Raw genomic sequence first — 12,341 nt, forward strand, 5'->3', positions numbered from 1 at the left:
GGTTGATTGACTATTAAGCCATTAATAAGACAGTTTAATAGATTGATATTGTCTTGCCGGTGAGGAAGCAAAAGTGTTAATCTGAGTTGGGTGCCCCTTTGTTAAAGAGTGATATTCAAACCTTAAAATTGAATTTTGTGAAGGAGTGAAGCTGTTTCTTTCTAACAAGAAAAATAGCGGGTCTCTGCGAGCATCCAATGAGAATGGCTGCCTCGTAATCCAATAAAAAAGTCCTAACTCTTTTACGTTTTCAAATGGATTATTTATTTCTGAAGGAGTGAAGAGATCAAGACAAGACTGGGAAATGGCTGTTTGGTTCAAAATGACATTGTTTCCTTTTAGGCAAAAATTGTCATTCTGATTTTCTAGAATAAAAACCTCATCATCAATTTTCCAACCTTTTCTGGTCATTCTTTGAACTTCCCCAAGGTTATTCAGTTCTAACTCAATAGAGATGGAATCAATGTCATTGACAACAAAAATCCTGTTATCATCATAAGACAGCATGTAGGTAATTTTTGGTGCGGAGGTGAAAAAGATTAAATCACTCCTCTCACCCATTGATTCATGGAATATTTCCTTCAATTGATTAGTAGGACCATATTTGAAATTCGTAATGAATTGATGGTCATGGGACATTCTTTGCACCTCTTCAACTTTTCCTTCATTATTATACTTGAAAGAAATACTTGAATTGTAAATGTCCTGATATTCATCTGCAATTGAAGGGTACGAAATATCAATTTGACTAACTCTGTTATTAACTCTTTTCTTAAAAGGTTTTTCACATCCCCAATAGGAAAAAGTCAAAGCTATAAGTACAATGATTCTTAGCGTAAATTGGGAAAGCTTCCTACCCATAAATCTCCCCCTTAGAAGCTAACAGGGTATTATGCATCAAAGAGGCCACAGTCATTAGCCCCACACCACCAGGTACAGGAGTAATAAAACTTGCTTTTGGAGAAACCTCGTCGAATTTCACATCACCTTTAAGAGCAAAGCCGCTTTTCTTAGAATCGTCTTTTACCCGGGTTAAACCTATGTCAATCACCACGGCACCTTCTTTTACCATGTCTTCAGTGATGAATTCAGGTTTTCCGAGGGCAGCCACAAGAATATCTGCCTGAAGGGTGATTTCTTTAAGGTTTTTGGTGCGGCTGTGAGTTAGTGTCACGGTACAGTTACCCGGGTAGGCATTACGCTGCATTAAAATACTCATAGGTAAACCTACGATCTGACTACGGCCCACCACCACACAGTGTTTGCCTGAAGTCTCGATATCGTAACGTTTCATTAATTCCAGAACACCATAAGGCGTGGCAGAAACATAAGCAGGTAGACCTTTGGCCATCCGACCAATATTTATGGGGTGGAAACCATCAACGTCTTTCTTTGGATCAATGGCCTCAATGACTTTGTCAACATTGATATGATCCGGCAAGGGAAGCTGCACAATAAACCCGTCGATATCTTCATCCTTATTGAGCTCATCAATGATCTCCAACACCTCTTCTTCCGTAGCGTTGGCGTCTCTTCTTACCAAAGTGGATTTGAAGCCAATTTGTTCACAAGACCTGATTTTACTAGCCACGTAGGTTTCACTTGCTCCATTATCACCCACCAAAACGGCCGCTAAATGAGGTATTTTGCCGCCTTCGGCAATGATTTTATCAACCTCTATTTTAAGTTCTTCTTTTACCTGTTTTGAGATGAGTTTACCGTCGATTAAAGTCATTCGTGCTCTTTGATTTTTTAAAGATGTAAAGTTAATGTTTGCCCTGTAGTCTATGAAGAAGACCGGTTTTTAAATTGAGCTTTTCTTTGTAGAGGAGAAAGGAACAAGGAAAACGGAACAAGATGAACGGAAGACCAATCACCCAATTCATCAGTAAACCAATCACAAATTTTTCGTTCACCAAATTACCCCTCCAGATATTTCAAAGCTTTCTTCATGTCAAACTCATCTTCTCCGCTAATGGTTAAGTAGTCGCCATGAATGGTTTTTGAGTTTCCGTATTTGAGAAAAGACTTCCAGATGTGATCTACAAACCAGGTAGGTACATAGCCCCAGCGTCTGTCTGCCACTTTTCTGATGTAAAAACTTCGGCGTGAAATTTTGACGAATAATCTTTTGTCATAAAGACTGTTAAGGTTTTCATCGTAAAAGGCAAAAAGTCCATCTACAATAACAACATCAAAACGATCTTTAAACTCTTTAACCAACTCATACAGAAGTTGATGATCAATAGAGGCTGGTGATTCCCAGTCGGTTTTATCCCGAACCTTTGGAATTTGTGTTTCCGGAAAGACAAAGTCGTCCTGGTGGAAAATGATAGCTTTTTTGCCGGTTTTCCTGAAATGCGTTACCAAAAGATTGGCCAAGGTACTTTTGCCGGAGCGGCTCACGCCGCCAATTCCTATGAGCATGTTGTTTATTTGCTTGGTGTCATGTGCCGGATGTTGGAAGTCAAATTTTAGTCATATGACAACAAACATCAGGCATCAAACTTAAAACCATTTTTTCTTTCTAGTACTTACGCCCAAAGCTCCCAGAAGAGTTCTGGTTAGGATATTGGCTGCTGTTCTACCTACCTGACGAGCTGCCGAGCTTCCAAGTATAGTCTCCATGGTCGACTTCTCTTTTCGTGGTCTTCCTCTTCTTGCAGGGGCCTTCTCTTCCTCCTCCTCTGCAGCTTTTTCCATTTTAACACCTAGTATCTCATAAGCACTCTCCCGGTCAACATCCTGATTGTATTTTTTCACAAGTTTAGAGCTTTCCACGAGGTCATCTATCTCAGAATCTGATAGAATATCCATTCGGCTACGTGGAGGACACATATAGGTGACTGCCAATGGTGTCGGTATACCTTTTTCGTTAAGGGCGGTAACTAAAGCTTCGCCAATTCCCATGGAGGTTAGCGTGGTCTCGGTATCAAAGAAATCGGTAAGCGGATAGTTATCTGCTGCTTCTTTAATTTTTCTTCTGTCAGACGCAGTAAAAGCTCTCAAAGCATGTTGAATCTTAAGTCCCAATTGACTCAATACTGGTGCAGGTACATCCTGAGGGTTTTGGGTACAGAAGTAAATACCAACACCTTTAGATCTGATGAGTTTGATTACTGTCTCAATCTGCTGAAGCAAAGCTTTTGAAGCTTCCTGAAATACCAAGTGAGCTTCATCAATGAAGATGACTAGTTTTGGGCGGTCTTCATCTCCCGCTTCCGGCAAACCCGCATAAAGCTCGGCCAAAAGTGAAAGCATAAAGGTTGAGAACAGTTTTGGTCTGTCCAGCAAATCGGTAACCCTAAGAACATTGATGACGCCTCTTCCGTTTTTGTCAATTCGCATCAAATCATCTACATCAAAGCTGGTTTCACCAAAAAATTGGTCAGCTCCTTGTTGCTGAAGTTCGATAACTTTACGCATGATGGTTCCCACAGAGGTTGTTGAGATTTTTCCGTAGTTCTCTTCAAACTCATCTTTGCCTTCTTCACCTAAGTATTGAAGTACTTTGATGAAATCTTTCAGGTCAAGAAGTGGAAGACCTTCATCATCACAATATTTGAAAATGGCAGAAACAATACCTTCCTGGGTATCATTTAGCCCTAGAATTTTTCCTAGTAAAATAGGCCCGAATTCAGAGACAGTTGCTCTTAGTCTAACCCCTTTTTCATCGCTTAAAGAAAGAAGTTCTACAGGAAAACCTGTTGGTTTGTACTCAATTCCAGCTGCGTCCGTTCGGGCCAGAATAAAGTCTTTGGTTTCCCCTTCTGCGGCCAGTCCGCTGAGGTCGCCCTTAATATCCATTAACAAAACAGGAATAGAGTTTTCACTCAGACCTTCGGCCAAAACCTGTAAACTTTTCGTTTTACCCGTACCAGTGGCTCCGGCAATGAGGCCATGCCGGTTCAGTGTTTTCAGAGGAATTTTGACACCGGTCCCAGGTACCACCTGATCATCTAATTTGGCAGCACCCAGTAAAATACTGTCTCCTTTGAACGTGTAACCTTTGTTAATGGCTTCCTTGAATTGTTCTGTTTTGCTCATGAATTTTAAAAGGGTTTATTTTTAATAACGGCAGACAAATTTAATTAAATCGACTTAGCTTTGACCTTTAGACTGTATTATTTGCAATGGATCAGCTAATTAGAAAAGCGGCTCGCTTTACATTATTTTTTACATCTATCCTTCTTCTATTGTTTCTTAGTTTGGATTTAGGTCTTTTTGGCGAAGGCGTCAAGATTACCGGATTCTACTACATATTTATGGGTGTCTTCTTTTTAGTGAGTCTATGGGCCTATAGAAATAATGACCGGTTTAAGGGTTTTTAAGACAAAGGTTTTTTTATTGGTGAAAGGAGAACGGAACATGGAGAAAGATCACAATCTTCCTACACCCGACATCCAACACCCTTCACCCTTCACCCTTCACCCTTCACCCTTCACCCGTCACCCGTCTTCCAACTTCAAACTTCCCTCTTGTTTAATAAAAACCAATGCTCTATCTTTGCAGCCCGAAAGAAAATAACGAAGGAGGTGTAAAGCATGATCCAGGTAAAAGTAAAAGAAAACGAATCTGTAGAAAGAGCTCTTAAGCGTTTCAAAAAGAAATTTGAGCGTACTGGTGTCTTGCGTGAACTTCGTTCTCGTCAACAATTCACAAAAAAATCTGTGAAGCGTAGATTTGAGGTATTGAACGCAGAATACAAGCAAAAAACTTACGGCCATATTGACGATTGATCAATAGCCTAAGTCTAATATTTTCGACCATTTTTAAGTTAGTCGTCGCAGAAAACTTACATTTGTAAGAACCAGTGATGCTTTCCTGAAAATGGTCGATTTGTTTTTATCCTATCTTAAAAATGAAAAAAGGCTGAGTGCTCATACTTGCCGGGCCTATGAGATTGACCTCTCTCAATTTTCAAATTTCATAGCGGAAAACTTTGAGTCAAAAGCCCAAGACTCTACTTATCGGGAAATTCGAGCCTGGGTTGTCTCACTGAGCGATCAAAAACTTTCCCACACCAGTATCAATCGAAAAATTGCCAGTTTAAGAGCTTTTTATTCCTTTCTGCTACGCAAACGAAAAATAGGGCAAAATCCAATGCTGAGGGTCAAAGCACTTAAAACTCCTCAAAAGCCACCTGTTTTCATTGAAGAGAATGCTACCCAAAATTTATTAGATCAGGTTCAGTTTGCTGAAGATTACAACGGCGTTAGAGATAAGCTGATTCTTGAGCTTTTTTATGGGACAGGCATTCGTTTATCAGAATTGATTCAATTGAAAGTTGCCGATGTTGACCTTTTTGGATCAAAAATTACGGTGCTTGGCAAGAGGAACAAACAGCGTGTTATTCCTATTTTATCTCCTTTGCGGTTGCAATTGACCTCTTATTTGAGCTTAAGAACGCAGACTTTCGATCAGGTAGGCGACGCCCTTTTTTTGACCGATAAAGGAAAACCTGTTTATCCGGTTTTCGTTCAAAGGTTAGTCAAGAAATACCTATCAATGGTTTCGACTAAAACCAGAAAAAGTCCGCATGTTCTCAGGCATACATTTGCTACGCATCTTCTCAATAAAGGAGCAGATTTAAACGCCATCAAAGAACTTTTAGGTCATGCAAGTCTCTCCGCTACCCAGATTTATACCCACAATTCTATTGAGCAATTAAAAGCAGTTCATGCCCAGGCTCACCCTAAAGCCGGATAATTCATTTAATTTGCAACTTTTGAGAGCATTTTTAATACTTTTTCGTTGTAACTCTGAATAAACCAAAAATCAATAAACTCTAATCAATGAAGAAACTACTTTTGCTTCTGGCTGTTATGACAGTCTTCTCAGGAGCTTTTGCACAGAAAGAATCTAATTACGACCACAAGGCAGCCTTTGATCCGCTTTTTTCCTATCGTCAGGGAACAGTTTACAGGAGTGCTACAGGTGCTCCCGGGCCGCAATACTGGCAAAATTCAGCTGATTATGTAATTAATGTTACTCTTGATCCTGATGCTAATTCCCTTTCGGGAAATGTGAGAATTACTTACACCAATAATAGCCCGGATCAACTACCTTTTGTTTGGTTACAATTGGAGCAAAATCAGTTTAATGATGCCTCAAAAGGTGGCAAAACTACTCCGCTAGAAGGCGGCAGACATGGAAATACCGGTTTTGATGGAGGTTATACCATATCTGATGTGGCCGCTGTGAAATCGGTGCCTGTGAGCAAAAGAAAAACTACTGAGTCTTCAGTTTACCTTACTCATTTGATTAACGACACCCGGATGCAGGTGCGTTTCAGCGAGCCATTGTCAACTGGAGAGTCAGTAACCATATCTATGAATTATAGTTTTCCTGTCCCTCGTTACGGGTCTGACAGAATGGGTAAATACGACACTAAAAATGGTGTAATCTATGAGTTCGCCCAGTGGTATCCAAGAATGGCTGTCTATGATGATGTGGAGGGCTGGAATGTACTTCCATATGTAGGGAATGGCGAGTTTTACCTTGACTACGGTGACATAGAGTACAACCTAACCGTACCTGCAAATCATATTGTTGTTGGTTCAGGAGAGTTGATTAATCCGGGTGAAGTTTTGAGCTCCACTCAAAGAAATCGCCTTCAGGAAGCTGCCGGATCTGATGAAACGGTGATGATCAGAACGGCAGAAGATGTTGAAAATGACAACCAATCAGGTACCAAAACCTGGAAATTCAAGTGTGTCCAAACCCGAGACGCGGCCTGGGCTACATCGGCCTCTTTTATCTGGGATGCTGCCCGCATAAACCTGCCGAGTGGGAAAAAAGCATTAGCTCAGTCGGTTTATCCTATTGAATCAGCAGGTAATGATGCCTGGGGAAGATCAACAGAGTATGTGAAGGCAAGTATTGAGTTTTACTCGGATTACTTAATGGAATATACTTACCCGGTAGCAACGAACGTGGCTGGTGTAGTTTCAGGTATGGAGTATCCGGGTATCGTGTTTTGTGGTGCAGAGGACAAAGGAGCCGCACTTTGGGGAGTAACTGACCACGAGTTTGGTCATAACTGGTTCCCGATGATTGTCGGAAATAACGAGCGTAAATACGCTTGGATGGATGAGGGTTTCAATACGTTTATTAATGATTTGTCAAGTGAGGCCTTCAATGAAGGCGAGTTTTACAGGCCGGTAAGTGCCCGTCAATATGCCCCCTATTTATTTGGAAGGGATGCTATATTAAATACTCCAGAAGTAATTCAATCGAAAAATTTTGGACTTGCAGCCTATTTTAAGCCTGGTTTGGGTTTGAGAATGTTGCGTGAGCAGGTGCTGGGTGAAGAGCGTTTTGATTATGCTTTTAAAGAGTACGTGCGTCGCTGGGCATTTAAACACCCTACGCCATTTGACTTTTTTGAAACTATTGAAGATGCCGCAGGTGAAGACCTTGGTTGGTTCTGGAAAGGCTGGATTTATAACGATTGGAAGATTGACATGGCTGTAGATGATGTGATTTATAATAATCAAACTCCTTCTCAGGGAAGTATCATCACCATTTCTACCAAAGAACAATTACCAATGCCGGTTACGGTGGAAGTGAAAGAAGTCAATGGAGAGACAGGTAGAGTACAGTTTCCAGTTGAAATTTGGCAGCGTGGTGGAGAATGGAAGTTTAGATACAATTCTACAACACCTATTGAATCAGTAACAATAGACCCGGATAACAAACTACCGGATACCAATACCCAAAATAATACATGGAGACCAACTTCTTATAAGGTTCCGGAGGAAAACTAAGGCAGTTCAATGACCCTATTTTCGAGCCCTTTCCGCACAAGAAAGGGCTTTTTTTACAAGCCTAAACGCTCATAAACGTATTTTATCTCCTCCACTTTTTCTGTTTCAGAGTTCTTTTTGAAAGAATACATCAGATTTAATAGAGATCTTCTGACAATTTCAAGATTTGAACAGGGCTCGTAGAAAATTTCTTTAGGCTCCAGCTGCATTTGTTTCAGATAAGTATCAATGTCTTTTTTGTTGAAAATTAGTCCCTTATTGAAGATATTAATATAGAACTGGATTTGTTTTGATTTATAAGTCAGTATAAAAAGGCTTGGAAGGTTTACTCCAAAAATGGGGAGGCCTAATCGCTGAGCTACCAATAAATAGATGACGCAAAGCGAAATCGGATTTCCTCTTTTGGTCTCAATTACCTGATTTATCAAAGAGTTTGCCGGAGAGTGAAAATTCTTTGTGTTGGCAGTAAAGCCATGTTTCTCAAAGAATACATGGTTTAAGGCCTTGATGGTATCAAAAGGGTGAAGATCATCTCGCAGCTGTAACCATGAATCAAAATATATCTGATTGATCTCTTTTTGAATAGTTTGGAAGTCCAGATCGGGATATTGATACCTTGCTATTCTCCACATCCCCTCTAAAAGGTCGTGAAGCCGGTTTTCTTTCCATTCTATCAGGCCGGCAGTAAAGTTATCGTATTGAAGTTCATGAATAAGGTTTTCAAGTCGCCTTTGCAGCGGAGGATTTAGGGGATTCTCTTCCCAATGATGTTCCAGAAAGGGAATGGCCTCATCTCCCAGATTTTTGATTTCTTTCTCAACGTGATTGCTTACTTCATGATCGCTGTCGTCAAGTAAAGATACCAGTGCTTTGATTTCATTTGCTTCCATTGCTACGGCCTTCGATGTTTGAAAATTAGTAAGTCTTCTCTTATTCCCAAATTTTTTCGGGTATAGTTTGAGCTTAGGCATGTTTAACCGTTAAAAAGAAATGAGCTCTTAAGGGCATCTTTGCCTTGCAATAAGTGGGTAAATCATGGGCTGTTTCCTATTTTTGTCAAAATTCTGTTTTGAATGAATATTCTTGTCACTGGTGGAGCCGGATTTATTGGTTCACATACTGTAGTAGAGCTCAAAAACGCTGGTCACACTCCTATAATCCTAGATGATTTTAGCAATTCAGACCCCTCTGTTCTTGAGGGAATAGAGAGGATTTTGGGACATAAAGTCGCATTTTTTCAGGGTGATTGCACTGAGGAATCAGTACTGCGAACTGTTTTTGAAAAGTATTCTATAGATGGTGTTATTCACTTTGCTGCTGCAAAAGCCGTTGGTGAATCAGTTCAAAACCCTTTGAAATATTATGACCTCAATATCGGTTCTTTGATCAGGTTAATTCAGGTGATGGGTGAGTTTAAGGTTTCAAAGCTCGTCTTTTCATCTTCTTGTACTGTTTATGGGGAGCCGGAGGTTATTCCGGTTACTGAAGAAACACCAAGGAAACCTGCAAATTCGCCTTATGGTAACACCAAAAGTATTGCGGAAGATATTTTAAGAGATGTCATTATCTCAAAACAGGATTTTCAGTTTATCGCTTTACGATATTTCAACCCAATAGGTGCACATGAATCGGCCGAAATAGGAGAGTTGCCAAACGGTGTGCCGAGTAATCTGGTGCCCTATATTACTCAGACGGCAATCGGTCTAAGGGAGCAATTGACTATTTTTGGCGATGATTATGATACACCAGACGGTACAAATATCAGAGATTTTATACATGTCGTTGACTTGGCGAAAGCCCATATTGCGGCATTTGAGTACATAAACGATAAAGAAGACCCCTTCTTTGATGTGTTTAATGTAGGCTCAGGTTTGGGTAATTCGGTATTAGAACTTGTAACTACTTTTGAAGAGGTAAACGATCTTAAACTAAATTACACCATTGGCCCAAGAAGATCAGGAGACACTGTTAAAATTTATGGTGATGTATCAAAGGCCAATAATTTATTGAACTGGAAAACAGAAAAGACGCTTCAAGAGGCACTCAAAGATGCCTGGAGGTGGGAGCAAAAATTAGCACTTAAAAAATGAGTAAAACAATTTTAATAACCGGTGGTGCCGGATTCATTGGAAGTCATGTAGTCAGATTATTTGTAAATAAATACTCCGATTACACCATTGTGAATTTGGATAAGCTGACATATGCAGGCAATCTTCAAAATCTGAAAGACATCGAGAATGCACCAAACTATCATTTTGAAAAAGGTGATATTGTAGATGCCGGTTTTCTTGAAGGCCTCTTCAATAAATACAATTTTGATGGAGTCATCCACCTTGCTGCTGAATCTCATGTAGACCGCTCTATCACCGACCCTCTGGCTTTTGTAATGACCAATGTTATAGGAACAGTAAACCTTCTGATGGCTGCAAAGAAATCATGGAATGGAAATTATGAGGGCAGGCGTTTTTACCATGTTTCTACTGACGAGGTTTATGGTGAGCTTCATGACCCGAAAGAGTTTTTTGTAGAAGATACTTCTTATGATCCTCGTTCGCCATATTCTGCCTCTAAGGCGAGTTCAGATCATTTTGTGAGGGCTTATAATAGTACTTACGGAATGCCGGTGGTTCTATCAAACTGCTCAAATAATTACGGCCCAAATCACTTTCCTGAAAAGTTGATTCCATTGATGATCAACAATATCAAAAACAAAAAGCCTCTTCCGGTTTATGGCAAAGGGGAAAACATCAGAGATTGGCTTTATGTGCTTGACCACGCACGTGCTATTGATATGATATATCATAATGCCGAAGATGGTGAGACTTATAATATTGGTGGAAACAACGAGTGGACCAATATTGATCTTGTACATCTTCTTTGTGATGTAATGGATAAGAAGCTTGGGCAGGAAGTAGGTGAGTCAAGAGAACTTATTACCTATGTAAAAGATAGAGCTGGTCATGATCTCAGATATGCCATTGACGCAACAAAGCTTATGAATAATCTTGGGTGGGAGCCGTCCGTAACTTTTGAAGAAGGACTTGAGAAAACAGTGGATTGGTACCTTAATAACTGGGAGTGGATCGAAAATATCACCTCCGGCGATTATCAGAAGTACTATCAGGAAATGTATTCATAAAAGCTCACAAACAGTCAAGTAATACGAAAGCAACAAAACACCATGAAAGGAATCATTTTAGCAGGAGGATCAGGAACAAGATTACATCCTTTAACATTAGCGGTTAGTAAGCAGCTTATGCCGGTTTATGACAAACCAATGATCTATTATCCGCTTTCGATCCTGATGTTATCAGGGATCAATGAGATTTTGATCATCTCTACTCCTCATGACCTTCCAAACTTTGAAAAACTGCTGGGTGATGGTTCCAGAATTGGGTGTAAATTATCTTATGCCGAGCAGCCAAGCCCGGATGGATTAGCTCAGGCCTTTATTATTGGTGAGGAGTTTATTGGTGATGACAGTGTGGCTCTTATTCTGGGAGATAATATTTTTTATGGTTCCGGTTTGAGTAAACTGCTTCAATCTTGTGCCGACCCTGACGGAGGTACTGTTTTCGCTTATCCTGTTCATGACCCTGAGAGATATGGTGTGGTAGAGTTTGATGAAAACTTCAATGCTCTTTCAATTGAAGAAAAGCCTGAAAAACCCAAGAGTAATTATGCTGTTCCAGGATTGTACTTTTATGACAACCGCGTGGTAGAAATTGCCAAAAATATAAAGCCTTCTCCAAGAGGTGAGCTTGAAATTACGGATGTCAATAAAGTTTATCTTCAGGAGGGTAAACTTAGTGTAGGCGTTATGAACAGAGGTACTGCGTGGTTAGACACCGGCACTTTTGCTTCATTGATGCAGGCTGGGCAGTTTGTTCAGGTGATTGAAGAAAGGCAAGGTCTTAAAATCGGTTGTATAGAGGAAATTGCATATAGAATGGGTTATATAAACAAAGAGCAGCTAAAAGAAATAGCTGCCCCTTTGGTGAAATCCGGTTACGGAGAATACCTGTTAAAAATCGTTGGTTAATCTTACCAGCCGTCGTCGATCACCACTTCAGGCTTCTTCTTCTTTGGTGCAGGAGTAGATACAGGTTTACTAACCGCTGTCGAGCTTGTGCCAGCCGAGCTGGTTATTGATTCGTCAGACTCAATTCTGGAATAAACCCGTGTAACGATTTTCCAATCATTACCAATCTTCAAAAGATTCAGGTAGTCAACAATTTTTGAAGTTGGGTAAATGGTCTCTGTCGTTGCGATGGCAGAAATGCCTGCGTAACTCCAGGAAACAATTCTTGTTTGACGATCCATTGTTTGGCCTGGTTTTAGTTTCGAGGCCAGGCTTTCCACAGTCATTCCTATAACTGTCCCGTTTTTTCCAATGGAACGTTGCACGGCATCCGGGACAAAAGCTCCCTGAAACTGTGAAACGTTACCATTAGTCCCCCCATCAAGAAAGTCATTGACTGTTTTCAAAATTCCGGATTCTTCAGACTGGGCTAAGATTTGATTGCTCAATAAGAAGAGCATCAGTATGATTATTGGTTTCATCCTTGTTTA

General features: G+C 40.3%; 12 protein-coding genes and 1 pseudogene. 7 read left to right on the forward strand and 6 right to left on the reverse strand.

Annotated elements, in window-relative coordinates:
• Positions 1–21: 21 nt before the first annotated feature.
• From AFM12_RS17045 to AFM12_RS17060, 4 genes are all read right to left on the reverse strand, one after another.
• Entirely contained in the window at positions 22–861 is an 840-nt protein-coding gene (locus tag AFM12_RS17045; RefSeq protein ID WP_131458439.1) for a hypothetical protein, read from the reverse strand.
• Positions 854–1,735, reverse strand: a complete 882-nt coding sequence (locus AFM12_RS17050; protein ID WP_055150776.1) for a bifunctional 5,10-methylenetetrahydrofolate dehydrogenase/5,10-methenyltetrahydrofolate cyclohydrolase — start codon at positions 1,733–1,735, stop codon at positions 854–856. The genes AFM12_RS17045 and AFM12_RS17050 overlap by 8 nt, the downstream gene beginning before the upstream one ends.
• Before the next feature lie 185 nt (positions 1,736–1,920).
• The gene (locus AFM12_RS17055; RefSeq protein WP_055150779.1) at positions 1,921–2,427 is read right to left on the reverse strand and encodes a uridine kinase family protein; all 507 of its coding nucleotides are present in this window, start codon (positions 2,425–2,427) and stop codon (positions 1,921–1,923) included.
• Positions 2,428–2,508: 81 nt separating this feature from the next.
• The gene (locus tag AFM12_RS17060; protein WP_055150782.1) at positions 2,509–4,047 is read right to left on the reverse strand and encodes a helicase HerA-like domain-containing protein; all 1,539 of its coding nucleotides are present in this window, start codon (positions 4,045–4,047) and stop codon (positions 2,509–2,511) included.
• A gap of 497 nt (positions 4,048–4,544) precedes the next feature.
• Here AFM12_RS17060 and rpsU point away from each other — a divergent pair, with 497 nt between their 5' ends.
• From rpsU to AFM12_RS17080, 4 genes and pseudogenes are all read left to right on the forward strand, one after another.
• Positions 4,545–4,739, forward strand: a complete 195-nt coding sequence (rpsU, locus tag AFM12_RS17070) for a 30S ribosomal protein S21 (RefSeq protein ID WP_055150787.1) — start codon at positions 4,545–4,547, stop codon at positions 4,737–4,739.
• A 91-nt stretch (positions 4,740–4,830) separates the two neighbouring features.
• Positions 4,831–5,070, forward strand: a pseudogene (locus AFM12_RS20020) (site-specific integrase); the annotation flags it as partial.
• 33 nt (positions 5,071–5,103) lie between these two features.
• Entirely contained in the window at positions 5,104–5,709 is a 606-nt protein-coding gene (locus AFM12_RS17075) for a tyrosine-type recombinase/integrase (protein ID WP_310586891.1), read from the forward strand.
• An 86-nt stretch (positions 5,710–5,795) separates the two neighbouring features.
• The gene (locus AFM12_RS17080) at positions 5,796–7,769 is read left to right on the forward strand and encodes a M1 family metallopeptidase (protein WP_055150793.1); all 1,974 of its coding nucleotides are present in this window, start codon (positions 5,796–5,798) and stop codon (positions 7,767–7,769) included.
• Between the two features lie 53 nt (positions 7,770–7,822).
• Here AFM12_RS17080 and AFM12_RS17085 read toward each other — a convergent pair whose 3' ends face one another.
• Positions 7,823–8,740, reverse strand: a complete 918-nt coding sequence (locus AFM12_RS17085) for a transglutaminase-like domain-containing protein (protein WP_310586888.1) — start codon at positions 8,738–8,740, stop codon at positions 7,823–7,825.
• Positions 8,741–8,842: 102 nt separating this feature from the next.
• Here AFM12_RS17085 and galE point away from each other — a divergent pair, with 102 nt between their 5' ends.
• From galE to rfbA, 3 genes are read left to right on the forward strand one after another with little or no spacing between them, the layout of a single operon-like run.
• Complete coding sequence (gene galE, locus AFM12_RS17090; RefSeq protein WP_055150796.1) at positions 8,843–9,859, forward strand: UDP-glucose 4-epimerase GalE; 1,017 nt, start codon at positions 8,843–8,845, stop codon at positions 9,857–9,859.
• Positions 9,856–10,908, forward strand: a complete 1,053-nt coding sequence (rfbB, locus tag AFM12_RS17095; RefSeq protein WP_055150799.1) for a dTDP-glucose 4,6-dehydratase — start codon at positions 9,856–9,858, stop codon at positions 10,906–10,908. The genes galE and rfbB overlap by 4 nt, the downstream gene beginning before the upstream one ends.
• A gap of 42 nt (positions 10,909–10,950) precedes the next feature.
• A complete protein-coding gene (gene rfbA, locus AFM12_RS17100; RefSeq protein ID WP_055150802.1) occupies positions 10,951–11,811 on the forward strand; it encodes a glucose-1-phosphate thymidylyltransferase RfbA in 861 nt (286 codons plus the stop codon).
• A 2-nt stretch (positions 11,812–11,813) separates the two neighbouring features.
• Here rfbA and AFM12_RS17105 read toward each other — a convergent pair whose 3' ends face one another.
• Positions 11,814–12,311: a nuclear transport factor 2 family protein gene (locus tag AFM12_RS17105; RefSeq protein ID WP_157687454.1), complete on the reverse strand. Its 498-nt coding sequence runs from the start codon at positions 12,309–12,311 to the stop codon at positions 11,814–11,816.
• Positions 12,312–12,341 lie beyond the last annotated feature (30 nt).

It is taken from the genome of Jiulongibacter sediminis (assembly GCF_001306455.1).
GTDB classification, from domain to species: Bacteria; Bacteroidota; Bacteroidia; order Cytophagales; family Spirosomataceae; genus Jiulongibacter; species Jiulongibacter sediminis.

Coding starts and splice junctions, on each gene's coding strand:
- AFM12_RS17105 (WP_157687454.1), bottom strand. CDS start 12,311: ATGCTCTTCTTATTGAGCAATCAAATCTTAGCCCAGTCTGAAGAATCC.
- AFM12_RS17080 (WP_055150793.1), top strand. CDS start 5,796: ATGAAGAAACTACTTTTGCTTCTGGCTGTTATGACAGTCTTCTCAGGA.
- galE (WP_055150796.1), top strand. CDS start 8,843: ATGAATATTCTTGTCACTGGTGGAGCCGGATTTATTGGTTCACATACT.
- AFM12_RS17075 (WP_310586891.1), top strand. CDS start 5,104: ATGCTGAGGGTCAAAGCACTTAAAACTCCTCAAAAGCCACCTGTTTTC.
- AFM12_RS17055 (WP_055150779.1), bottom strand. CDS start 2,427: ATGCTCATAGGAATTGGCGGCGTGAGCCGCTCCGGCAAAAGTACCTTG.
- rfbB (WP_055150799.1), top strand. CDS start 9,856: ATGAGTAAAACAATTTTAATAACCGGTGGTGCCGGATTCATTGGAAGT.
- AFM12_RS17050 (WP_055150776.1), bottom strand. CDS start 1,735: ATGACTTTAATCGACGGTAAACTCATCTCAAAACAGGTAAAAGAAGAA.
- AFM12_RS17060 (WP_055150782.1), bottom strand. CDS start 4,047: ATGAGCAAAACAGAACAATTCAAGGAAGCCATTAACAAAGGTTACACG.
- AFM12_RS17085 (WP_310586888.1), bottom strand. CDS start 8,740: ATGCCTAAGCTCAAACTATACCCGAAAAAATTTGGGAATAAGAGAAGA.
- rfbA (WP_055150802.1), top strand. CDS start 10,951: ATGAAAGGAATCATTTTAGCAGGAGGATCAGGAACAAGATTACATCCT.
- AFM12_RS17045 (WP_131458439.1), bottom strand. CDS start 861: ATGGGTAGGAAGCTTTCCCAATTTACGCTAAGAATCATTGTACTTATA.
- rpsU (WP_055150787.1), top strand. CDS start 4,545: ATGATCCAGGTAAAAGTAAAAGAAAACGAATCTGTAGAAAGAGCTCTT.